Annotated in this window: 18 protein-coding genes and 1 pseudogene; 4 read left to right on the top strand and 15 right to left on the bottom strand. The window is 62.3% G+C overall.

Translation table 11 applies throughout. The annotated features are described in order from the left end of the window. Positions 1 to 174: 174 nt before the first annotated feature. The 6 genes from pdxA to AC5DC2_RS04515 form a co-directional block, all read right to left on the bottom strand. Positions 175 to 1191 (bottom strand): 4-hydroxythreonine-4-phosphate dehydrogenase PdxA, encoded by a 1017-nt coding sequence (gene pdxA, locus AC5DC2_RS04540; protein ID WP_491697628.1) that lies wholly within the window; start codon positions 1189 to 1191, stop codon positions 175 to 177. A gap of 13 nt (positions 1192 to 1204) precedes the next feature. Then, entirely contained in the window at positions 1205 to 2158 is a 954-nt protein-coding gene (locus tag AC5DC2_RS04535) for a SurA N-terminal domain-containing protein (protein ID WP_491697627.1), read from the bottom strand. A gap of 258 nt (positions 2159 to 2416) precedes the next feature. Next, complete coding sequence (locus AC5DC2_RS04530) at positions 2417 to 4609, bottom strand: LPS-assembly protein LptD (protein ID WP_491697630.1); 2193 nt, start codon at positions 4607 to 4609, stop codon at positions 2417 to 2419. A gap of 152 nt (positions 4610 to 4761) precedes the next feature. Further along, positions 4762 to 5832, bottom strand: coding sequence for an LPS export ABC transporter permease LptG (gene lptG, locus AC5DC2_RS04525; protein WP_024709545.1), 1071 nt, complete (start codon positions 5830 to 5832; stop codon positions 4762 to 4764). Next, on the bottom strand, positions 5829 to 6995 hold the full coding sequence (locus AC5DC2_RS04520; RefSeq protein ID WP_491697626.1) for an LptF/LptG family permease: 1167 nt from the start codon (positions 6993 to 6995) through the stop codon (positions 5829 to 5831). The genes lptG and AC5DC2_RS04520 overlap by 4 nt, the downstream gene beginning before the upstream one ends. Before the next feature lie 34 nt (positions 6996 to 7029). After that, on the bottom strand, positions 7030 to 7752 hold the full coding sequence (locus AC5DC2_RS04515) for a phosphatase PAP2 family protein (protein ID WP_491697625.1): 723 nt from the start codon (positions 7750 to 7752) through the stop codon (positions 7030 to 7032). Positions 7753 to 7987: 235 nt separating this feature from the next. Between AC5DC2_RS04515 and AC5DC2_RS04510 the strand changes: the two genes are divergently transcribed. Continuing rightward, positions 7988 to 9484, top strand: coding sequence for a leucyl aminopeptidase (locus AC5DC2_RS04510; RefSeq protein ID WP_491697629.1), 1497 nt, complete (start codon positions 7988 to 7990; stop codon positions 9482 to 9484). Positions 9485 to 9501: 17 nt separating this feature from the next. Next, complete coding sequence (locus AC5DC2_RS04505; protein ID WP_491697624.1) at positions 9502 to 9951, top strand: DNA polymerase III subunit chi; 450 nt, start codon at positions 9502 to 9504, stop codon at positions 9949 to 9951. Between the two features lie 34 nt (positions 9952 to 9985). On the opposite strand, the gene AC5DC2_RS04500 is transcribed toward AC5DC2_RS04505, so the two are convergent. Together AC5DC2_RS04500 and AC5DC2_RS04495 are read right to left on the bottom strand one after the other, a co-directional pair. Further along, positions 9986 to 10276 carry a helix-turn-helix transcriptional regulator gene (locus AC5DC2_RS04500; RefSeq protein ID WP_491697623.1) on the bottom strand — a complete coding sequence of 97 codons (291 nt, stop codon included), beginning with the start codon at positions 10274 to 10276 and terminating at the stop codon, positions 9986 to 9988. A 110-nt stretch (positions 10277 to 10386) separates the two neighbouring features. Then, on the bottom strand, positions 10387 to 10602 hold the full coding sequence (locus tag AC5DC2_RS04495) for a DUF2842 domain-containing protein (RefSeq protein WP_024709551.1): 216 nt from the start codon (positions 10600 to 10602) through the stop codon (positions 10387 to 10389). 134 nt (positions 10603 to 10736) lie between these two features. On the opposite strand from AC5DC2_RS04495, the gene AC5DC2_RS04490 reads away from it, so the two are divergent. Further along, positions 10737 to 11828 carry a COX15/CtaA family protein gene (locus AC5DC2_RS04490; RefSeq protein WP_491697622.1) on the top strand — a complete coding sequence of 364 codons (1092 nt, stop codon included), beginning with the start codon at positions 10737 to 10739 and terminating at the stop codon, positions 11826 to 11828. Between the two features lie 216 nt (positions 11829 to 12044). Here the strand turns inward: AC5DC2_RS04490 and AC5DC2_RS04485 are convergent, their stop codons facing one another. The 3 genes from AC5DC2_RS04485 to AC5DC2_RS04475 all read right to left on the bottom strand — a co-directional run bounded on the left by AC5DC2_RS04485 (position 12045) and on the right by AC5DC2_RS04475 (position 15250). Next, a complete protein-coding gene (locus tag AC5DC2_RS04485) occupies positions 12045 to 12878 on the bottom strand; it encodes a DODA-type extradiol aromatic ring-opening family dioxygenase (RefSeq protein WP_491697621.1) in 834 nt (277 codons plus the stop codon). Between the two features lie 90 nt (positions 12879 to 12968). Then, positions 12969 to 13895 (bottom strand): N-acetyl-gamma-glutamyl-phosphate reductase, encoded by a 927-nt coding sequence (argC, locus tag AC5DC2_RS04480; protein ID WP_024709554.1) that lies wholly within the window; start codon positions 13893 to 13895, stop codon positions 12969 to 12971. A 101-nt stretch (positions 13896 to 13996) separates the two neighbouring features. Next, on the bottom strand, positions 13997 to 15250 hold the full coding sequence (locus AC5DC2_RS04475; RefSeq protein WP_491697620.1) for an AGE family epimerase/isomerase: 1254 nt from the start codon (positions 15248 to 15250) through the stop codon (positions 13997 to 13999). Between the two features lie 314 nt (positions 15251 to 15564). Between AC5DC2_RS04475 and metH the strand changes: the two genes are divergently transcribed. Further along, a complete protein-coding gene (metH, locus tag AC5DC2_RS04470; RefSeq protein WP_491697619.1) occupies positions 15565 to 19341 on the top strand; it encodes a methionine synthase in 3777 nt (1258 codons plus the stop codon). Positions 19342 to 19375: 34 nt separating this feature from the next. Here metH and AC5DC2_RS04465 read toward each other — a convergent pair whose 3' ends face one another. The 4 genes and pseudogenes from AC5DC2_RS04465 to adh form a co-directional block, all read right to left on the bottom strand. Next, entirely contained in the window at positions 19376 to 20005 is a 630-nt protein-coding gene (locus AC5DC2_RS04465) for a glutathione S-transferase family protein (protein ID WP_491697618.1), read from the bottom strand. A 119-nt stretch (positions 20006 to 20124) separates the two neighbouring features. Continuing rightward, positions 20125 to 20739 carry a glutathione S-transferase family protein gene (locus tag AC5DC2_RS04460; RefSeq protein WP_491697617.1) on the bottom strand — a complete coding sequence of 205 codons (615 nt, stop codon included), beginning with the start codon at positions 20737 to 20739 and terminating at the stop codon, positions 20125 to 20127. A 141-nt stretch (positions 20740 to 20880) separates the two neighbouring features. Further along, positions 20881 to 21315: a DUF779 domain-containing protein gene (locus AC5DC2_RS04455; protein WP_491697616.1), complete on the bottom strand. Its 435-nt coding sequence runs from the start codon at positions 21313 to 21315 to the stop codon at positions 20881 to 20883. A 77-nt stretch (positions 21316 to 21392) separates the two neighbouring features. Further along, positions 21393 to 22052 (bottom strand): annotated as a pseudogene (adh, locus tag AC5DC2_RS04450) (aldehyde dehydrogenase); the annotation flags it as partial.

Here is a 22052-nt window from a genome sequence, read left to right as displayed (position 1 = left end):
CACCAGAATTTGGGGAGAACCAAACATATGTAAGCAAATGACTCCTACCTTCTCCCATACAAACTTTCTTTAAACTAATTCACATGCTGATTTTAGTGGGCTCATGGCCCACTGTGCGAGCTGGTTGGTGATTGGCCAGAACCTCGCGCAGCGGCGGCAGATCGTCGATCCGGCTCATCCGCGGTCCTCGGAACCGCGCGCGAGCCGTGCCGCGAGCTTCAGCGCCTCTTCGAGACTTCTCGGATCGGCGACGCCGCGCTCCGCAATGTCGAAGGCCGTCCCGTGATCGGGCGAGGTTCGGACGAAGGGCAGGCCGAGCGTCACATTGACCCCTTCCTCGAAGCCGAGCGTCTTGACCGGGATCAGCGCCTGATCATGATACATGCAGATCGCCGCGTCATAGCGCGTCCTGGCGCTGGCGTGAAACATGGTGTCGGCGGGAAGCGGGCCGGTGACATCGATGCCTTCCGCCCGCAGTGCCTCAAGCGCCGGTCGCACCGTCTCCTCGTCCTCGCGGCCGATCGTGCCCTGCTCGCCGGCATGCGGATTGAGCCCGGCAACGGCAAGGCGCGGCGCGTCTATGCCGAAGCGCCGGGCGAGGTCGCGCGCGGTGATCCGGATCGTGTCGATGATCAGCGCCTGGTCGAGCGCGCCCGGAACATCGGCAAGGGGGATGTGAATGGTAACGGGCACCACGCGCAAGGCCGGGCAGGCGAGCATCATCACCGGACGATACTCCGTTCCCGTCTCGCGCCGCGCGAGTTCGGCCAGAAACTCGGTATGGCCGGGAAAGCGGAAGCCTGAACTGTAGAGCACCGACTTGGCGATCGGATTGGTCACGAGCGCGGCGGTCTTGCCGCGCATGGTGAGCTTCACCCCGGTTTCGATTGCGGCAATCGTGCCGGAGGATGTCGCCGGATCAGGCTTTCCGGGCGAAACGGGCGTCGCCGCGTCGATGGCGAAAACCGGCAGCGCCGAGCCGAACGCGGCGACTGCCGCCTCCGGAGCCGAAACCGCGACCGGTACATCCATGCCCAGCATCGCCGCACGGGCCTTCAGAATGCGCGGATCGCCGAGATAGACAAACGGAGGCAGCCCGGTTTCACGGCGTCGGGACCAGGCCTTGAGCGCGATCTCCGGCCCGATGCCTGCGGGGTCACCCTGGGAAAGGGCAAGGGGAAGATCAGCCATCATTCCGCAGCGATCAGGACTTGCCCGGGGTGACGATCTGGGCCTTGCTCTTCAGTTCCTCCATATATTGTTCGCTCTCGTTGTCACGGTCCACTTCGGCCGAGTCTTCCTCGGCGCTAAGCACGAGGCGCGCGGCATAATCGTCGGAGGTTGTCTTGCGCTCGCAGATGGCGAGGAACTCCGCGCCGAAGGGCGTGGTCTGCACCGATGTCGTATCGCCCTTGGCCTTTGTGACCGCGTCTTTCCACTCGGCCGGAAGCTGCGGCTCCAGGAAGCGCCCGTAGTCGAGAACGGTCACGTCGTTCATTGTCGCGGCGAACGAGATCGCCTGGTCACATCCCGGGAACTTGGAGCGTGCGGCCTCGGCCTCGCGCTTGCGCTTGGCAAGCAGCGAGCCGCGTTCCTTCTGCGGCACGACGAATACGATGCGCTTCAGGATATACTCGGTGGTCTCGGGCTTCTTGCCTTCCTTCTCCGCCTCTTCCAGCTGGGCGATGAACTGGTCTTCCGGCAGGAGCGAGTTGCCGCCGTAGCGCGCGCGCAGGAGCTGGCCCCAGCTCATCGAGACGGCAATGTAGAACTTGAAGTGATCGACGCCGACGCCGGCCTGATCAAGAACGCTGCTCATCTGGGCAACGGACATGCCGTTGCTGTTGGCGAAATTGGCGAAGGCTTCGTCCACCTCCGGCTGTGTGACCGACATGTTGCGAAGCGCGATCTCCGACTGTTTCAGCGCCTGGTCGATCATCGCCTCGCGGGCCTTCTCGTTGAGATTGCCCTTGGTGCCCATCAGCCGCAGGAGATTGCGGCGCTTGGCGATATCGTCATTGGTGATCGGAACGTTGTTGACGATGACGGCAATGTCGACGGTCCTGGCGAAGGCCGGTTGCGGCGCGGCGCCGACAATGCCTGCCGTGGCGATCATGGCGGCGGCAAAGGCGGTCACTGAAAATCTTGCGGCAGTCATGTTCTTTCCTTTCAACAGCGTCGTGCGCCGTCAGATCCCGGCGCGACACCTTATCCGGCCTTGTCCGGCAGGGCGCAGCCTTCCCGGACTGCGGGCCGAGCGCCGGTCTGCCGCCCCTCCCGAGGCGTGGTGCCATAAACTGTCTGTTTCATTCGTGGACATGTAATTTCGCGATCCATGCCCATCTCCCGATGGCAATGTTTTGTCCATTTTAGGGGCAAAAGCAAGGCATTGATCGGATCGGAGAGGCTTATCGGCTCAATTGAAGGAGTCGCTGCCGATGACGATGTCGCCGAGCGTGCGGAAGGTCAGACGCGCGCCGATCGTCCAGTCGACGGCCGCGCGATTGTTGTTGTCCCAGTCTTCCTGATAGGTGATCGAGAAGATCGTGCAGATGTCTTCATAGGTCAGGCCGACCCAGCGATTGGTCAGGACATTGTTGGCCAGGTCATAGGTCAGCGAGCCGGAGACGCCCCAATTGTCGTTGAGGCGGATGGTGCTCGTCGATTTGATCTCGCTGTTGCGCTCATTGTAGGCATAGCCCGGCTGGGCGAGAATATTGGTGTAGTCGAGCGCCGTGTCGAACCAGCGCGACGTGTAGCCGACGCCGAAATCCGTCCGCTGCAACGTGAAGTCTTCCTCGTCGAAGCGCGCGCCGCCCGTGAGCGAAATGCCGAAGGGGAAGGAAACCGAGGCTGCGCCGACATAATCGGAGCGTTTCGATTCCAGACCGGAATCGATGCCGACGCCCGCCAGGTCGGGGGAGGCGAAGGAGTTCTTGCCCGCGAGCTGGAACGACTGGCCGAAAAGTCCGTTGACCAGCACGCCTGAATCGTAGACGCCGCGGTAGCGCAAGCCGATATTGGCGCGCGTGCCGCCCTCGACCCGGTCATATCCCGAGAATTTGTCGCGTTCGAACAGGGTCAGCGCATCGAAGACGAAGCTCTGCGCGTCCTCGTTCGGCAGGCCGCCCGCATATTGCTCGTCCGGACGGATAAAAACCTGGCCGATCGGCTCGATGATGTGCGAGCTGAAGCTGTTGGTCATCAGGATCGGATAGTTCATCTCCAGACCGGCGGTGACCATGGCGCGGGCGGCCGCGTCCTGATCGACGAAATTGCCGGCATAGGTATAGGCGCCGTTATTGATCCGGTTCGGATCATCGACATTCAGCAGGTAACCGTCGGCGCGGGCGGCAAGCAGCGGGCTGAGCTGCAGGCCGCCGTCTGTGGTAAAGGTCCGCTCCCATTCGACCTCGCTCGTCAGGCGCGTGCTGTTTCCCTTCAGCCCGAGGAAACGGTCATTGACGCTTGTCGGCACGACGTCGTTCTTGCGGCGCACGATATTGGTCAGATTGTTGGTGACCGACAACTGGCCACCGAAAACAGGCTCGGGCGCGATATAGTCATAATCGATGACCGGCACCACGATCGCCTGCTTGCTTTCGGCGGCATCCTCGCTGTCGGCGTCCTGGACGTCGAAATAATTGCTCTTGATCGAAACCGAACTGCGTTTGCCAAGTCCCTCGAGATAGACCTGGTTGTTGAAGATTTTATCGTCATGGCCGTCGATGGAATAGGTGCGGGCGAAGTTGTTGTCGCTCTGGATCATCGCGTCCCAGCCGAACACCCAGCGCGGATTGATCTGGAACTGGCCGGTGGAGGCGATCATGGCGCGCCCGTTCACCTCGGCATCGGTCGTGCCGCCGGTAAACTGGTCGCTGCCCATCTGGTCGATGCCGGCGAAACGCAGCGTGTGCTGGCCGTTGCGATAACGCTTGCGGTATTCCGCCTCGAGCAGGAAACCCTGTTCGGTATAGCCCGTTCCGGTGAAGGTCACATCGGAACTGGGAGAGATCGGAATGTAATAGGGCAGGGAAAACCCGACTCCGAGATTCTCGCCGATGCTCATTGAGGGGAAAAGGAAACCGCGCTTGCGCTTCACGCTCGGATCGGGAACCGTGATCGACGGCAGGACCGCGATCGTATGGCCGAGGAGCTGGAATCGGGGGCTTTCGAGCCTGACCGTGCGGGTCTCGCCGTCCTGGATGACGCGTTGGGCGCGGATCTGCCAGAAGGGCGGCTTCTCCGGGTTTTCGGCACAGGGAATGCAGGCCGTGTAGACGCCGTTCTCGAGCACCATCTTGGTGCCGTCGATGCGTTCGGCCCGCTCACCGGCGATGGCGATGTCTTCGGGCGTGCGGACGCTGATGGCGTCGAGAAAGCCGTTGGCGAAGTCGTCGGTGACGTCGAGCTTCTCGGCCCTCAGGCGGTTGCCGTCGGGGTCGATCACCTCGATCCCGTCATAGGCCATCATCCGGCCGGCCTTCTGGTCATATTCCACCCTGCTGGCGACCATGCGATAGCCGGCGTAATATATCTGCACGCCTCCGACGGCGGAAACCATCTGGGTGTCGTGATTGTAGACGAGTTCGTTGGCCGTCAGCAGCATCGGCCCCGAATCATCGTCAGGGACCGAAATACCGTAGTCTTCCTCAATGCTCGGGGAGGCTGCCGTCTGCGCCAGCAGGCTGACCGGCGTCAGCGCGCTGGCAAGCGCCAGAAGCCCGGCAAGGCCCAATTTACTCGTAACTCGCCGGGACACTAACCGTCCTCCTGATGCAGTAATATCGTCAGACCCAAAGCCATCGCCACGACCACCGGAATCCAGGCCGCAAGAAGCGGCGACAAAACTCCGCTGCTGCCAAACGCCTTTACAAGAACACTCGTCACATAAAGCAGAAAGCCGGACAGGATTCCACCCAAAATAACGGCCGGAGACTGCGCGAAGCGCGAAAACTTAAGGCAGACCGTGGCTGCGATAAGGGTCATCGCCACCAAAAGGAAAGGTAGGGATAACAAATAGTTATACTGCGTTTCCAAAGCTTTTGACGAAATCCCGAACTGGCGGGCGAGGTCAATTTGTCTCGGCAGTGCAAAAATGCTCACAAGGTCTGGCTGGACGAGGTTCTGCTGGACGAACTGCTCGTCGAGATTGGTTTTGACGCGGACCTCGTCCCGATGTGTGGATAATTCGCCGACCTCGGTTTCGGTCACGTCGTAAAGCGTCCACCAGCCATTGCTGAGCACGGCCCTTTCGGCGTCCTGGCGCTTGAAGAGCGCGCCCTGATCATCGAAGTAAATCACCACGGCCTGAAGGAGTTCGGTTCCGCTCTCGGCGATGCCGCGGCCGCCGATAATCGTATCCTGACCGTCGGTCAACTGCCGCAGCCAGGGCACGGTCTGGTCCTGGCCATGACCGATCGCCTCGAGCCCGAGCGCCTTTTTCTGGGTCCAGGAGGCAAGCGGATTGAGCGCAACAACGCTTGCCGCACCGAGCAGCGCCGCGCCGATGACGAAGGGCATGATGAACTGCCACACGGAAATGCCGGCGGAGCGGGTGACGACCAGTTCGTTGCGACGGTTGAGCGCGATCAGGGCAACCATGGCGGAAAACAGCGCGATGAAGGGGACCGTCTGCTGCAGGATATAGGGCAGGCGCAGCGCCGTGATCAGCATCGCGTCCGTCGTGCCCTGTCCGGCCTCGACCGAGATGTTGCCGATGACCTCGGAAAAGTCGATCAGGTAGATGATCGAGATCACGCCGAAAAAGAACCAGCCGACCGTTATCAGATAGCGCGTGAAGAAATAGCGGCCGAGCACGGAGAAGATCATGCTGCGCCTCCGTCATTGCGGGCCCCTCGGCCGATCATACGGGAAAAGGCCGCATTGGTCCGCTCCAGCAGGCTCGCATTTCTGCGCGCCCGTCTCGGCTTCAGCAGCAGATAAAGGCCGAGAGCGAACAGCACGATGACGATACCGTAGGAAATCGGGACGAACAGGGCGTCACTCTCCGCCCGGTTGGTGGAAAACTGCGACATCAGCCGAAGAATGAGCGTCAGAACGAAGGCGGTCGCCATGGGCGGGATGCGCCGCTCCCTGTGCGAACGCGCATCGCCGACGATGACGATGGTGAAGATCGCGTAGATCAGCGGCAGCGACCAGTCGGTCAGTCTCCGCGTCAGTTCGGCGCGGTAGGCGCCGGGATTGGCCCTGTAGTCCGGGTCTTCGGGATCGGGATTGAGCAGAAATCCCAGGCTGCGGTCGGTCGCCTTGCGTGATGCCTGGCTGCGGTCGCTGGTCAGTTCCGAAAGGTCGAAACTGTAGGAGTCGAACTGGACGATGGAGACGTTGCCGGTCTCGTCCTCGCGCTGGACCTGGCCGTTCTTCATGATCAGCTGGCTTCCGCTTTCGTCGACCGCGCCTTCGCGGGCATAATAGATGTACGAGTTGTCAGCTTCGCGGTAGTCGGCGACGAACAATCCCTTGAGCACGCGGCCCGAAAGCCGTTCCGATATCTGGATGTAGAGCCCGTCCTCGATTTCGCGGAAGGTCTTTTCCTCGATCACGGTGGACAGCAGGTCGGCATAGACTGAGGCGATCAGCGTTCGCGCTTCGGCGCGCGACTTCGGCTCGATGTAATTGTCGAGAACGAAGGAGAAGGCACAGAGAACCACGGCAAAGATCAGGATCGGCCGGTAGATGATCGAACGATGGGCGCCCGCGGCGTCGATGACGGCCAGCTCCGAATCATTGTTCATCGTCGTCAGCGTCTGCGCCGCGCCGAGGACAAGGCCGAAGGGCAGCACGGTCGGGATGACGGTGGGCAATATCAGCGTGGCGAGCGTCAGGAAGGAGAGAATCGACTGGCCGCTGTCGGTCACGAGGTTGATTCGGCCGAGCACCTGCGTCAGCCACAGAATCGCCAGCACCGGCAACAGGGTTGCCAGGAACAGGCGGACCACGCGGGCCAGAATGTAGCGTTCCAGTATCTTCATGCAGGTTCAGGCCTGTCGGGCGCGGGAAATCCGCTCACGCAATGCTTGCCGTTTCCTTTCTGGTGAAAAAATAAAGTGTTCCTGTGAAGACGACGACCGATCCCAGCCAGGCGAGAATGACGTCTGAGAGATAGTGGCCGCCATAGGCGAGCCGCATGGCGGGCGAGGCCAGGGCGAGCGCGATCAGCGGCGGCGAGACGAGAAGCCTGAACCGGTCCGGCACGAGAAAAACGGCATAGCAGAAAAGCCAGCCTGCGCCCGCCGCTTCGCCGGAGATGAAGGAGCAGTTCGAGCCGCAGGCGCCGGAAAAATCACCGGCCGGCACAAAGCTCAGATCGCCGCCGAACAGATCGGTGTTGCGCGGCCGCGGCCGGTGCGAATGCTCCTTGAGGATGAGATTGACGAGGATGCCGGGGCCAAGAATGAGGGCGGTGAGGCCCGCCAGCAGCCGTTTGACAAGGCGGGCGTCATAGGTCGCGCCATGGTGCGACCAGGCCATGAACAAACGGATGATAATGCCCACGCCGAGGACGATCGGCAGATAGAAGATCAGATCGCGCAGCAGGCCGAGCGCCGCGTCGCGGGCGATCGGAAAACTGCCGCACACCACGTCTGCCGGCGTGCTGGTGGCGCAATGCGTCTGGCTGAAAAAGAAGCGCGAGGCGCCGATGTCAACCGCCGGGAACAGATAGAAGAACAGGAGGATCAGCCACCACAGGGCAAACAGAATGACGAACGCCGCCTTGAGCGGCGGCAAGTCGCCAAGGCGACCGGATGAGTCTGTCAGCCATCTTTTCGGTCTGGAACTTGGCAAATGCGGGTCATCCGGTTTCGTTCGTCATGCATGAAGCACGGCGTTTCCTATTTGGTGGTTTTAAGTGTTATGAGGACGGGGTCAACCGTTCTCGACCCGTTGCGTTAACAAGGGGTAGATTTCCTTTGCTACAACCTGACGGCAAAACTGCGACGCGCATTCCCGAAACACCGGAGCACTGACTATGAAATTCTCGATTTCCTTTGTGAAAACGGCAGATATCACTGACAAGACGGTCATCACGCTTGCCGCGGAGGGCGGCGCTCCGGCCGGTTCCGAGGCGCTTGGCGGGATTGATTCGCTTTACCGGAAGGCCGCCGCGACCGCCGGCTTCAAGGCCAAGCCCGCAACCGCGCTCGACCTCGTGTCGCCTGCTGGCAGCGAAGCGGCGCGCATCATCGTGCTCGGGCTCGGCAAGGCCGACGGACTTGTCGCGAACGCCTACCTCAAGGCCGGCGGAAAGGCCGCGAGCCACGCGCCCAAGACCGGCGCGCTTGTGGTTTATGCGGAGGCCGGCGGGGTTCCGGCGCTCACCGGCCATATCGCCGAATTCGCGCTTGGCATGATGCTGGGCGGCTACAACTTTGACCGGTTCAAGACCATCGACCGGGACGAGGATGACGAGCCGAAGGAAATCGCCGTCGAGGTCGTCACCGCCGAGCCCGAGGCCGCCGAGGCGGCCTTTGCCGAGAAACGCGCGGTCGGCGAGGGCGTGCTGCTGGCGCGCGAGCTGGTCAATCTGCCGGCCAATATTCTCGGCCCCCGCGAATTTGCCGATAGGGCCAGGGAACTCGAATCACTGGGCGCCAGGGTTGAACTCCTGGACGAGGCAAAGATGCGGGAGCTCGGCATGGGCGCGCTGCTGGGCGTTGCCCAGGGCTCCGTGCGCCCGCCTTTTCTCGCGGTCATCGAGTGGAATGGCGGCGAAACCGACGAGCGTCCGATCGCCTTCGTCGGCAAGGGCGTCGTCTTCGACACCGGCGGCATCTCGATCAAGCCGGCGGCCTCGATGGAGGACATGAAGGGCGACATGGGCGGCGCGGCCGCCGTCATCGGCCTGATGCACACGCTGGCCGCGCGCAAGGCCAAGGTCAACGCCGTCGGCATCCTCGGCCTCGTCGAAAACATGCCGGACGGCAATGCCCAGCGCCCCGGCGATATCGTCACGTCGATGTCCGGGCAGACGATCGAGGTGATCAACACGGATGCCGAGGGCCGTCTGGTGCTGGCCGATGCGCTCTATTACTGCAACGAGCGCTTCAAGCCGCGCTTCATGATCGATCTGGCAACGCTGACCGGCGCCGTGATGGTGGCGCTCGGCGCCCACCGCGCCGGGCTGTTTTCCAATGACGACGGGCTCAGCGCCGAACTGGCGAAGGCGGCGGATACGACGGACGAAAAAGTCTGGCGCCTGCCGCTCGGCGAGGAATATGACCGCATGGTCGACAGCCGGTTCGCGGATATGCGCAACACCGGCGGCTCGCGCTATGCCGGCTCGATCACGGCGGCGCAGTTCCTGAAGCGCTTCGTCGGCGAGACGCCATGGGCGCATCTCGACATCGCCGGAACGGCCATGGGCGCGCCGAAGAGCGAGATTAACCGCGGCTGGGCCTCCGGCTTCGGCGTTCGCCTGCTCGACGAACTGGTCCGCAGCCATTACGAGACGCGCGGCTGAGTGCGGAGGGCTGCCCGGTGACGGAGATCCTGTTTTATCATCTGACGGAATCCCTGCGCGAAGCCGCCTTGCCGCCCCTCGTCGAGAAAAGCCTGGAGCGCGGCTGGCGGGTCGCGATCCAGACGGCGAGCGAGGCGGAGCGCGACCGGCTCGACGGCATTTTGTGGACCTTTCGCGCCGACAGTTTCATTCCGCACGGGACTGACGCGGAAGACAACAGCGAAGCCCAGCCGGTGCTGCTGACGACAGCGAGCAACAACGCGAACCAGGCCGATATCCGCTTCTTTGTCGAGGGGGCGGAGGTGCGCGATGTCGGGGACTACAACCGCGTGGTGGTGATGTTCGACGGCCATGACGGCGACGAGCTGACCCGGGCCCGCGCCCAGTGGAAGGCGCTGCGTCAGGGCGACCACAGCCTGACCTACTGGCAGCAGGGCGAGGGCGGGCGATGGCAGAAAAAGGCCTGATCACTCGCCCGGACCTATGAAAGCCGAGCGTGTGTCAGTCGTCATTCGTCGCGTTGAGATCTTCCGGTCGAATGCCGTCGCAGGGATCGACGGAGTGGGCGAGGCGGACCCCGGGGCCGCCGCCGTTCTCGCCATCCTCGATGAAGGCGATTCCCTTCTTTCCGAAAGCCTTCTCAAGCGCATCGGCAACGGCGAAGTCGCGCTCGCCCGCCTCGGCCTCTGCCCGCCCAAGCGCCTCGCGGTCCACTCCGGCGAGCGCCGCAGCCTCATCTTGCGAAAGCCCGAGCAGGGCGCGGGCGGCGCGGATTTGTTGCGATGTGATCATGGTCGTGATGCCTTCGGCGAGCGTTGTCTCTGTTGACGATCTATACCATTTCCAATGTGGAAAATCCTCGGCGGTTCCACGCGCCGTCGAAAAATCGTCGTGAACGCAAATCAGCGCCGTTTGGCCGGCGGGCCGGCCATCCATTTGATGATGAACATGGCGGGAATGATCCAGAGAAGACCGGTCAGGAAGAAATAGAGAAGGGCGGCCCAGGCGGATCGTCCGTCGAGCACCACCGTTGCCAGGGTCGTGGCCGTCAGGGCATAGACAATCACCAGTGTGACGATGAGGATCGTCCCGATAAATTTACGCAATCTGACTGGCACGGTCGCAATTCCCCCCTTATGAAGTGATGTGAGACTATGCCGTTGATCGGCGTGTGTGAAGCCCGGCCGACGCGAACCGTCGGTTCATGCACATGGATGATGACGGCGGAGCCGGTGTGACTGGAGAAAGGCCGATGGCAAACGCAACTTCCCCCGCCCTTACCGAGAGCGAACAGCGTTTCAACGCCGCGCTCGTGCGGGGCTGGCTTTATTTCGTCGTTCTGACGCTGTTCTGTCTGGTACTGGTCGGCGGCGCGACCCGGCTGACGCAATCTGGCCTGTCGATCACCGAGTGGAAGCCGATCCACGGCATCATTCCGCCCTTGAGCCTCGCCGAATGGCAGGAGGAGTTCGAACTTTACAAGCGGATTCCCGAATACCAGCTCCTGAACAAGGGCATGTCGCTTGCCGAATTCCAGAACATCTTCTGGTGGGAATGGAGCCACCGCCTGCTGGCGCGGGCAGTCGGGCTGATCTTCGCGCTGCCGCTTCTGTTCTTCTGGATGTCGAAGCGTCTGCCGAAGGGGTTGGGATGGCCGCTCACCGGCGTGCTGGCGCTCGGCGGATTGCAGGGCTTCATCGGCTGGTGGATGGTGTCCTCGGGCCTGACGGAACGCACCGATGTCAGCCAGTACCGCCTGGCCGTTCACCTGGTCATGGCCTGTCTGATCATCGCGGCCTGCGTCTACATTGCGAGGGGGCTGAAGCCCCGCCGCCATGAAGACCCGCCGACGCGCGCTTCGCACGGGTTTGCGATCGTGCTTCTGTTCGCGGCCTTCATCCAGATCTATCTCGGCGCGCTTGTCGCCGGGCTTGATGCCGGGCTTTCCTACAATACCTGGCCGCTGATGGATGGCGCGATCGTGCCGCAGGACCTGCTGTTGCATCAACCGGCCTGGCTCAACTTTTTCGAGAACCCGAAGACCGTGCAGTTCACCCACCGCATGGGCGGCTATGTCCTGCTGTTGCTGGCGCTTCTGCACTATGTGGCGGAGTGGCGCGGCGCGGTGGCACGCGGGCTTGACCTGGAGCTCTCCCAGCATGCGCGCGGCGCGCTGACGATCCTGATCGTCATCCTCCTTCAGGCGGCGCTCGGCATCTTCACGCTGGTGCTGCAGATGCCGCTGTGGCTGGCGCTGTCGCATCAGGCCGGCGCGATCATCGTGCTGATTCTCGTCACCGGCCATCTGCGCGGCTATCGCAGGCCGCTCATCGAAGAGATCTGAGAGGCGCAAGAGCGGTTCCGCCTTTCTTGGAAACGCGCAACCGCTCTATCCATTTGTTTTGACGCATTTTCGCTTAACGTCAGATGGTTCCATCTGACTGCGAAATGCTCTAGCGCATCGTGCTTTCCGAAAATCGGAATCGATTTTCGGAAAGCACGATGCGCAGATTCAATAGGTTAGAGCGTCCTTTGTGCGTCCGAATGGACGCACTGCGCTCTAGCCGAAGCGATAGGCCGAGTACGGCTTGCCGCGGAAATTGCCGTGAAAAACCTGATCGCCGGCGTCCTCGCCGGCGGCGCCGGCCGCAACGAAAACCGGCACGAGGTGGTCGTGGTCGGGCACGTGGCATTCCAGCGCATCGGGGTTCTGCGTCCATGTGGCGAGCCGGGCCGCGCGCTCCGCGGGCGCCTCGATCGAAAGCGCGTCCTTCAGCCAGTCGTCGAACCGGGTTGCCGCCGCCGCATGCGCCTCATCCTTGCGGTAGAACATGCGCATGTTGTGGTAGGAAAGGCCCGAGGCGACGATCAGGATGTCTTCGTCGCGCAACCCCTGCAGCGCCTCGCCGATCCTGAAATGGGTCTCGGCCGAAAGATCCGGATCGAGCGACATCATCACGATCGGCACGTCGGCCTCGGGGTACATCATCATGAACGGGATGAAGACGCCATGGTCGAATCCACGCTCGGAATCCGTCGCCGTGTCGATGCTGGCAGAAGACAGAACGGCGCGCACATGTTCGGCCACCTCCGGCGCTCCGGGGGCAGGATAATCAAGCTCATAGGTGTGCGGGGGGAAGCCGTAATAATCGAACAGCATACCCGGGTGGGCCGCGGTCGAAACGGTGAGCCCGTCGACCTTTTCCCAGTGGGCCGAGATCACGAGAACCGCCTTCGGACGGCGGCCGAGCGCCTCATCGAAGCTCCTGAGATAGGTTTCCAGTTCCTTCCAGGGATCGGCGGCCGGCAGAACGCCTTCCGGTCCGTGCATGAACGGCCATGGCCCGCCGCCATGGGGGATGAAAAAGACGGGAAGGCGTGATTGCGTAGACATCGGAAGAACCTCAGCTGATTGCTTTCACCCAATATAGCGAGGCTCTCGACCGGCCGCGACAGGCCAACCGGTCGACGGATTGTTCACAGATCAGGCCGACAGCATCAGGTCCATGTTCTGCACTGCGGCGCCCGATGCGCCCTTGCCGAGATTGTCGAGCTGTGCGACCAGATTGACATGGGCGCCGCCGCCGAAGACGTAGATCTTCATGATGTCCTGGCCGGCCAGTTCCTCGGCATTGAGCCGGGCGATAGAGCCGCTTTCGGCAAGCGGCACGACGCGAACGATGTCCTGGCCAGCATAGTATTCGGCCAGAAGCGCGTGGATGCTCTCCTGACTGTGGTCGCCTTCAAGCGCCTCGAGATAAAGCGGCACCTGAACCACCATGCCCTGCGGGAACCGGCCGACGGACGGCGAGAAGATCGGCGCGCGCGGCAGAAGGCCGTGCGTGGTCATTTCCGGCACATGCTTGTGCGCCAGGTTGAGGCCATAAAGGAAATGCGGCGCGTCGATGTGGTCGTCGCGGCTTTCGTCCTCCATCTGGGCAATCAGGTTCTTGCCGCCGCCGGTGTAGCCGGAGACCGCGTTGATCGTGACCGGATAGCTGTCCGGAATGACGCCGGCGGCCCGCAGCGGCCGGATGAGGCCGATCGCGCCGGTCGGGTAGCAGCCGGGATTGGCGACATGGCGGGCGGAGCGGATGCGTTCGGCCTGGTCCTTGTCCATCTCGGCGAAGCCGTAGGCCCAGTCCGGGTTTACGCGATAGGCCGTCGATGTGTCGATGACGCGCACGCTGTTGTTTCCGGCGAGCATGCCGACGGCTTCGCGCGAGGCGTCGTCGGGCAGGCACAGGATAGCGATGTCGGCGCTGTTGATGAGGTCCTCGCGCATTTTTGGATTGCGCCGTTCCTCATGCGGGATGGAGAGGAGCTCGACGTCGCGGCGTTCAGCCATGCGGGTGCGGATCTGCAGCCCAGTCGTGCCGTGTTCGCCGTCGATGAAGATCTTCGCTGCCATTTTACTGTCCTGTCGCTCGGAGGGGCGGTTGTCTCGCGCACCTATATAAAGCGGGCCCCGAAGGCCCGCAATGTTTTCACCCGATTGAATGGCGTGAAAGTTCAGTGTTTGACTTCGCGGAAAATGACTTCCGGCAGGCTGCCGAGCGCCGGGTAGAGCGGAATGAGGCAGGCCTGCAGGGCGTGGTAGATGTCGCTTTTTCCGGGGAAAAGCGTTGTCTGCGGCACGAGGTCTTCCGAAAGCTCCTCGTGCCAGCCGCCATTCTCATGGTCGATCAGATGATTGGCGACGAAGCTCCACTGTTTGCGATAGGCATACATGTGCATGTCCTGGCCGAAATGGGAGGTCAGGAAATGCGTGGCGCCGATGCCCTCGCAATGGGGCCACCAGAGCTTGGCCCGGTTCTTCGGCTTGTTGTCCCAATCGAGCGTGTAGAACATGCCGCGCTTTTCATAATCCCAGCCAAGCTTGAAGGCGGAGACGAAGAGCTCGTGCGCGGCCTTCGGCATCCAGCTGTGCGAGCGGCCGGTGAGCGTGTGAAGCTGCAGCAGAAGACGCGTCCATTCCAGCCAGTGGCCGGGCGTGGTGCCGGATGGGCGGAACATCTCGTTGCCGGAGTAGTCGTGGTCGACCTTCCAGTCCTCGGTGAAATGTTCGGCGACGCGAAAGCCGCATTCGCGGGCATGCTTGTGGATGATCAGCTCGGCAATGCGCTTGGCCTTGGTCAGATATTCGATATCGCCGGTGACCTCATAGGCCTCCATCAGCGCCTCGGTCATGTGCATGTTGCAGTTCTGGCCGCGATAGCCGGGCACCGGCGTCCAGTCCGTTTCGAACTCCTCGGCGACCGCGCCGTGCTTTTCCTCCCAGAAATGCTTGTTGATGATCTCGGTGACGTCCGCGATCATGGCGTCGGCGAGCGGATGACCGGCGAATTTGGCGGATGAGGCCGCAAGCAGAACGAAAGCGTGACCGTAAGCCTGTTTCGTCGGTTCGCCGAGCGGGCCGTCCTCATTGATCTGCCAGAAATAGCCGCCGCGTTGCTTGTCGCGGTGGTTCTCCCACAGATAGTGCATGCCGTGGTCCATCAGATCGTCGCAGCCGGGCCGCCCGAGAAGATGGCCGATGGCCATGCAGTGGACCATGCGCGCGGTCGTGTGGATGCCGCGCACGGGATTGTCGCCGCCCGTGGGCTTGCCGTCCTTGTCAAACTCGAAAAAGCCGCCCTTCGGGTTGACCGAGCGGTACTGGAAATAGTCGAAAAGGTCGTTGGCCTGTTTCCACAGCCATTCGCGGTGATAGGGCCTGTTGATCCAGCGCGGCGGGGCGACAAGCGTGTTGATCTTCGGTTTCATGGGTAACCCTCCCTTTGATGCAACCGCGCGCTGCGCCGGCGCGCGGGAAATGTTGATCGCTACTGTCGGATGAGGCATCCGAAATGGCCGCGCATGTTCCGTTCAGTCAGTTGATTAGTTTATATAGCGCGCAGGATAGCATCTCAATTCCGATTTGCATCCCGCTTGATCATGCGCAAAGAATGCCGGAAAACGTCGCCCGCAGGCGGACAATCCCCTTCGAACGGTCGCGGGAGGCAAAACCGGCGCTATCGACATGTTGACATAAAGATATCTTTATGTGAATTCATGGCCTCGAAAACTGGAGATGGCTCATGCTTGACGAACTGTTCGGAGAAGAGGCGCCGCGGCGCAGCGGCAAGGAAATCCGCGCTGCCCTGGAAAAGGCCGCGCGCGAGCGCATCCTCATCCTCGACGGCGCGATGGGGACCCAGATCCAGGGGTTGGGCTTCGACGAGGACCATTTCCGCGGCGACCGCTTCATCGGCTGCGCCTGCCATCAGCAGGGCAATAACGACCTTCTGATTCTGAGTCAGCCGAAGGCGCTTGAGGATATCCATTACGAATACGCCATCGCCGGCGCGGATATTCTGGAGACCAACACCTTTTCCAGCACGCGCATCGCCCAGGCCGATTATCAGATGGAGGAGATGGTCTATGAGTTGAACCGTGACGGCGCGCGCCTTGCCCGCCGTGCCGCGATCCGGGCCGAGCAGAAAGATGGCCGCCGCCGCTTTGTCGCCGGCGCCGTCGGTCCGACCAACCGTACCGCCTCGATCTCACCGGACGTGAACAATCCGGGATATCGCGCTGTTTCCTTTGATCAATTACGCGATGCCTACCGCGAGCAGATCGAGGGTTTGATCGACGGCGGATCGGACCTGATCCTGATCGAGACCATTTTCGATACGCTGAATGCCAAGGCCGCCGTCTTCGCTGCGCGCCAGGCATTTCGCGCCAAGGGGATCGAACTGCCGCTGATGATCTCCGGCACGATCACCGACCTTTCCGGCCGCACGCTCTCCGGTCAGACGCCGACCGCCTTCTGGAATTCGCTGTCGCATGCCGATCCGTTCACGATCGGCCTCAACTGCGCGCTCGGGGCGGACGCGATGCTGCCGCACCTGCAGGAGCTGTCGGGCGTTGCCGACACCTTCACCTGCGCCTATCCCAATGCCGGCCTGCCGAACGAGTTCGGCCAGTATGATCAGGATCCGGAGGAAATGGCCGGGCTGATCCGCCCCTTTGCCCAGCAGGGGCTTGTCAACATCCTTGGCGGTTGCTGCGGTTCGACGCCCGAGCATATCGCCGCGATCGCCGCTGTCGCCTCCAATTTCGCGCCGCGCGAAGTGCCGGAACACAGGCCGGTTCTGTCGCTTTCGGGCCTTGAACCGTTTCACCTGACAAAGGACATTCCCTTCGTCAATGTCGGCGAGCGCACCAATGTCACCGGCTCGGCGAAGTTCCGCAAGCTGATCACCAATGCCGACTATGCGGCCGCGCTCGACGTCGCCCGCGACCAGGTGGAAGCCGGCGCGCAGATCATCGACATCAATATGGACGAGGGGCTGATCGATTCGGAGCGGGCGATGGTCGAGTACCTCAACCTGATCGCCGCCGAACCGGATATTGCCCGCGTGCCGCTGATGATCGACTCCTCCAAGTGGGAAATCATCGAGGCCGGGCTGAAATGCGCCCAGGGCAAGTCGCTGGTCAACTCGATCTCGCTGAAGGAAGGCGAGGAACAGTTCATCGAACGGGCACAGCTGATCCGCGACTATGGCGCCGCCACCGTGGTCATGGCCTTTGACGAGAAGGGCCAGGCCGACACGTTCGAGCGCAAGGTCGAGATCTGTTCGCGCGCCTATAGGATCCTGACCGAAAAGGTCGGCTTCCCGCCGGAAGACATCATTTTCGACCCGAACATCTTCGCCGTCGCGACCGGGATTGAGGAACACGACAATTACGGCGTCGATTTCATCGAGGCGACGCGGGCAATCCGCAAGAACCTGCCTTACGCGCATGTCTCAGGCGGCGTCTCGAACCTGTCCTTCTCCTTCCGCGGCAACGAGCCGGTGCGCCAGGCGATGCATGCGGTCTTTCTCTACCACGCCATTCAGGCGGGCATGGATATGGGCATCGTCAATGCCGGTCAGCTGATCGTCTACGAGACCATCGATCCGGAACTGCGCGAGGCCTGCGAGGACGTCGTCCTCAACCGCCGCTCCGACGCGACCGAGCGGCTGCTCGACATTGCCGAGCGCTATCGCGGTACCGGCAAGTCCGAGGAGCGCAAGCAGGATCTTGCCTGGCGCGAATGGCCGGTCGAGAAACGGCTGGAGCACGCGCTCGTCAACGGCATTACCGAATATGTCGAGGCGGATGTGGAAGAGGCGCGGCAGGCCGCCGAGCGGCCGCTGCACGTCATCGAAGGTCCGCTGATGGCCGGCATGAATGTCGTCGGCGACCTGTTCGGCGCGGGCAAGATGTTCCTGCCGCAGGTGGTGAAATCCGCGCGCGTGATGAAGCAGGGCGTTGCCGTGCTGCTGCCCTATATGGAAGAGGAAAAGCGCCTGAGCGGCGCGGAAGAGGGTCAGTCCAACGGCAAGGTGATCATGGCGACGGTGAAGGGCGATGTGCACGACATCGGCAAGAACATCGTCGGCGTCGTTCTTGCCTGCAACAATTACGAGATCATCGACCTCGGCGTGATGGTGCCGGCGGAAAAGATTCTCGCCGCGGCGAAGGAGCACAAGGCCGATATCATCGGGCTGTCCGGCCTGATCACGCCGTCGCTTGACGAGATGGTGCATGTGGCTTCCGAAATGGAGCGTCAGGGCTTCGACATTCCGCTGCTGATCGGCGGCGCGACCACCAGCCGCACCCATACGGCCGTCAAGATCCATCCGGCCTACGAGAAAGGGCAGGCGATCTACGTGACGGATGCGAGCCGCGCCGTGGGCGTGGTCAACAACCTCCTTTCGCCGGACCTGAAGGACGGCTATATCGCGGGCATTCAGGAGGAATATGCCAAGGTCGCCGAGAGCCACCGCCGCGCCGAGGCGCAGAAGAACCGCCTGCCGCTGGCCGCCGCGCGCGCCAACCATGTGAAGGTCGACTGGAACGGATATGCGCCGCACGCGCCGTCATTTCTGGGCACCAAGGTTTTCGACGACTATGACCTTGCGGAGCTTTCCCGCTATATCGACTGGACGCCGTTCTTCCAGACATGGGAACTGAAGGGCCGCTTTCCGAACATTCTGGACGACGAGAAACAGGGCGAAACCGCGCGCCAGCTCTATGCCGATGCGCAGGCGATGCTGAAGAAGATCATCGAGGAAAAATGGTTCCGCCCGCGCGCGGTCATCGGCTTCTGGCCTGCCAATGCCGTCGGCGACGATATCCGCCTCTACAAGGACGAGAGCCGCGACCAGGAACTGGCGACCTTCTTCACGCTGCGCCAGCAGCTTTCCAAGCGCGGCGACCGGCCGAACGTGGCGCTTTCCGATTTCGTCGCTCCGGTCGAAAGCGGCAAACAGGACTATGTCGGCGGCTTTGTCGTCACGGCCGGCTTTGAGGAGATCTCGATCGCCGAACGCTTCGAGCGAGCCAATGACGATTACTCCTCGATCATGGTCAAGGCGCTTGCCGACCGGTTTGCCGAGGCCTTCGCCGAGCGGATGCATGAGCGCGTGCGCCGTGAATTCTGGGGCTATGCGCCGGACGAGAACTTCACCAATGCCGAACTGATCGGCGAGCCCTATGGCGGCATCCGACCGGCCCCCGGCTACCCGGCGCAGCCCGACCATACCGAGAAGCGCACGCTCTTCGAGTTGCTCGACGCCGAGAAGGCGACCGGCGTGAAACTGACCGAAAGCTATGCCATGTGGCCGGGCTCGTCGGTGTCCGGCATCTATATCGGCCATCCCGACAGCTATTATTTCGGCGTTGCCAAGGTCGAGCGCGACCAGGTCGAGGATTATGCGGCCCGCAAGGGCATGGAGGTGGAGGAGGTCGAACGCTGGCTTGGGCCGGTGCTCAACTATATCCCGGGGAATGACGGCAGCGGCGTGGATGATGCGGCGGCCTGAGGATCGGGCCGGCATTGCCTGAGGCCCAAGGGTCTCAGGCTGCGCCGGCCTTCATCTTGGCCAGCGCCTCCTCGTCAAGGCGGGTGGCCCGCTTCAGCGCCGGGCGGTCCGAAACGCGATCGGCATAGGCCTCGAAGACCGGCCGCTTCTCGATAGCGCCGGAATTGAAGCACCATATCAGCTGCGAGCTGAAATAGATGTCGACGGCGCGGAAATGGTCGCCACAGACATAGGGTCTGTCGAGCAATGCCTGTTCCAGTGTCGCGGTCACATCTTCAGCCCGACCATAGCCCATCATGCCCTGGCGCTTCTGCGGAACCTCGAAGCCCATCTCGTGGTTGGTGACGAGTTCTTCGAGCGGACCGGCGGCGAAGAACATCCAGCGATAATAGTCGGCCTTTTCGCCCCGGGTTGGCCCGAGGCCGGCTTCGGGAAAGGTTTCGGCCAGGTAGGTGCAGATTGCGGCGACTTCTGTGACGACAGCCTGGCCATGGCGAATGGTCGGCACCTTCCCCATGCGGTTTACCGCAAGGTAGTCTGCCGTCTTCATCGCGCCGCCATAGGCCAGCACATGTGTCTCGTAGGAGACGCCGATTTCCTCGAGCATCCAGCGAATGATGCAACCACGCGACTGCGGGTTGGTATAGAAGTGCAGATCATCCATCGGGCATCCCCTGCATCCGTCTCCTGCGCTTCCGGCTTATGCCCGAATGGATGAAGCGGCAAGACGGAAGACGGCAGACGCGCGGGTGCGCGCTTAAAGGTCGCAGCCCGGATCTACCGCTACGCCATCTCCGCCGCCGCGTCATCCAGCCCGGTGGCGCGGATGAAGGCCGGGCGGGTGGATATGCGCTCGGCATAGGCCGCGAAAGACGCCCGTTTGTCGACCGTGCCGAATTGCATCCCCCAATTGATCTGCGCGCCGACATAGACATCGGCTGCGGTGAAGCTGTCACCGGCGATAAACGGGTTTTCCGAAAGCCATTGGTCGAGCGCGTCCATCACGTGCTCGAAATTGCCGTAGCCGACGGCGCGTTCGCGCTCGGGCGGCACCTCGAACCCGAAGGTCCGGTTGACCACCGCAGCCTCGAGCGGACCTGCCGCGAAGAACAGCCAGCGGTAGTAGGAGGCGCGCTCGGCGGGCGGCGGCGCAAGCCCTGCCTCGGGAAAGGCGTCGGCAAGATAGGCGCAGATCGCGGCGCATTCCGTCACCACCTTGCCGTCATGAACAATCGTCGGCACCTTTCCCATCGCATTGATCGCGAGATAGGCCGGTTCCTTCATCGTGCCATTATAGGTCAGAATGCGGGTTTCGTACTCGGCCCCGACCTCCTCCAGCATCCAGCGCGCGATCCGACCGCGCGAAAGCGGGTTGGTGTACAAGGTAATTCTGCTCATGAGTGTCTCCCGGTGTTCTTTTTATGTTCTTGCCCATCCGCCGCGGAAAGGCAAGGCATAAATGCCGTTCCGCCGTCTGGAGGGGAGGGGGCGGACAGAGCCAGGGAACGGCCGGACAGCCGGTGGGCGGACCGCCTGGTTTCAAGCGCCGCTGCGGTCGTCGTGTTCTCCCAGCGCAAACCGTTCCTCATCGCTCAGAACGCGGGACCGGGTCAGAAACCGTTTCTCGCGACCGTTGTCGAGGCTGAACATGCCGCCGCGGCCGGGGACGACGTCGAGGATGAGCTGGGTATGTTTCCAGGCCTGAAACTGCGGGCCGGATACCCAGACTTCCGCTCCTTCCACTTCGCCAAGCAGAACATCGCCGCTGCCGAGATGGAATTCGGCTTTCGGGTAGCACATCGGCGATGAGCCGTCGCAACAGCCCCCGGACTGGTGGAACATGATCTCGCCGTACTCGGCCTGGATTTCGCGGATCAGCGCGCGCGCCGCAAGCGTGGCGGTGACGCGGCTGCCCTTTTCGGCGCCGGCAGGCAGGTCGGCATCGGTGACGCAGTGGATGTCCGGCTTTTCCATATCCGTCTCCTTGTTGAAACGAAAGCGAACGGGCGAAGCCGAAGCTCCGCCCGCCACCTGGGAGGATTCCCCTGGCCTCAGAAGAAGCCGACCTTTTCGGTCGAGTAGCTGACCAGCAGGTTCTTGGTCTGCTGGTAGTGGTCGAGCATCATCTTGTGGGTCTCGCGCCCGATGCCCGACTGCTTGTAGCCGCCGAAGGCCGCATGCGCCGGATAGGCATGGTAATTGTTGACCCAGACGCGTCCGGCCTGAATGTGGCGGCCGAAGCGGTAGCAGGTGTTGGCATCGCGCGACCAAACGCCGGCGCCAAGCCCGTAAAGCGTGTCATTGGCGATTTCGAGCGCTTCCGCCTCGTCCTTGAAGGTGGTGACGGAGACGACGGGCCCGAAGATTTCCTCCTGGAACACGCGCATCTTGTTGTGCCCCTTGAGGATGGTCGGTTCGATATAGTAGCCGCCCGAAAGCTCGCCGCCGAGATCGGCCGCCTTGCCGCCCAGCAGGACTTCCGCTCCTTCCTGGCGGCCGATGTCGAAATAGCTCAGGATCTTTTCCTTCTGCTCGCTCGATGCCTGCGCGCCAATCATGGTGTTGTCGACGCGGGGGTCGCCCTGGATGATCGCCTTGGTGCGGGCGATGGCGCGCTCCATGAAGGCCTCGTAAATGTCTTCCTGGATCAGGGCGCGGGACGGGCAGGTGCAGACTTCGCCCTGGTTGAGCGCGAAGAACACGAAGCCCTC

Source organism: Martelella sp. (assembly GCF_984369615.1).
The sequence above is the reverse complement of the archived record's forward strand: the minus strand, read 5'-3'. Positions and strand labels throughout refer to the sequence as shown.

Bases quoted from the DNA above. Each gene is read 5' to 3' on its own strand.
- pdxA (WP_491697628.1), bottom strand. From the start codon at position 1,191: ATGGCTGATCTTCCCCTTGCCCTTTCCCAGGGTGACCCCGCAGGCATC.
- AC5DC2_RS04535 (WP_491697627.1), bottom strand. From the start codon at position 2,158: ATGACTGCCGCAAGATTTTCAGTGACCGCCTTTGCCGCCGCCATGATC.
- AC5DC2_RS04530 (WP_491697630.1), bottom strand. From the start codon at position 4,609: ATGCTGCTGACGGCCAACGAACTCGTCTACAATCACGACACCCAGATG.
- lptG (WP_024709545.1), bottom strand. From the start codon at position 5,832: ATGATCTTCTCCGTGCTCGGCCGCTATTTCTTCACGCGCTATCTGATA.
- AC5DC2_RS04520 (WP_491697626.1), bottom strand. From the start codon at position 6,995: ATGAAGATACTGGAACGCTACATTCTGGCCCGCGTGGTCCGCCTGTTC.
- AC5DC2_RS04500 (WP_491697623.1), bottom strand. From the start codon at position 10,276: ATGATCACATCGCAACAAATCCGCGCCGCCCGCGCCCTGCTCGGGCTT.
- AC5DC2_RS04490 (WP_491697622.1), top strand. From the start codon at position 10,737: ATGGCAAACGCAACTTCCCCCGCCCTTACCGAGAGCGAACAGCGTTTC.
- AC5DC2_RS04485 (WP_491697621.1), bottom strand. From the start codon at position 12,878: ATGTCTACGCAATCACGCCTTCCCGTCTTTTTCATCCCCCATGGCGGC.
- argC (WP_024709554.1), bottom strand. From the start codon at position 13,895: ATGGCAGCGAAGATCTTCATCGACGGCGAACACGGCACGACTGGGCTG.
- AC5DC2_RS04475 (WP_491697620.1), bottom strand. From the start codon at position 15,250: ATGAAACCGAAGATCAACACGCTTGTCGCCCCGCCGCGCTGGATCAAC.
- metH (WP_491697619.1), top strand. From the start codon at position 15,565: ATGCTTGACGAACTGTTCGGAGAAGAGGCGCCGCGGCGCAGCGGCAAG.
- AC5DC2_RS04465 (WP_491697618.1), bottom strand. From the start codon at position 20,005: ATGGATGATCTGCACTTCTATACCAACCCGCAGTCGCGTGGTTGCATC.
- AC5DC2_RS04460 (WP_491697617.1), bottom strand. From the start codon at position 20,739: ATGAGCAGAATTACCTTGTACACCAACCCGCTTTCGCGCGGTCGGATC.
- AC5DC2_RS04455 (WP_491697616.1), bottom strand. From the start codon at position 21,315: ATGGAAAAGCCGGACATCCACTGCGTCACCGATGCCGACCTGCCTGCC.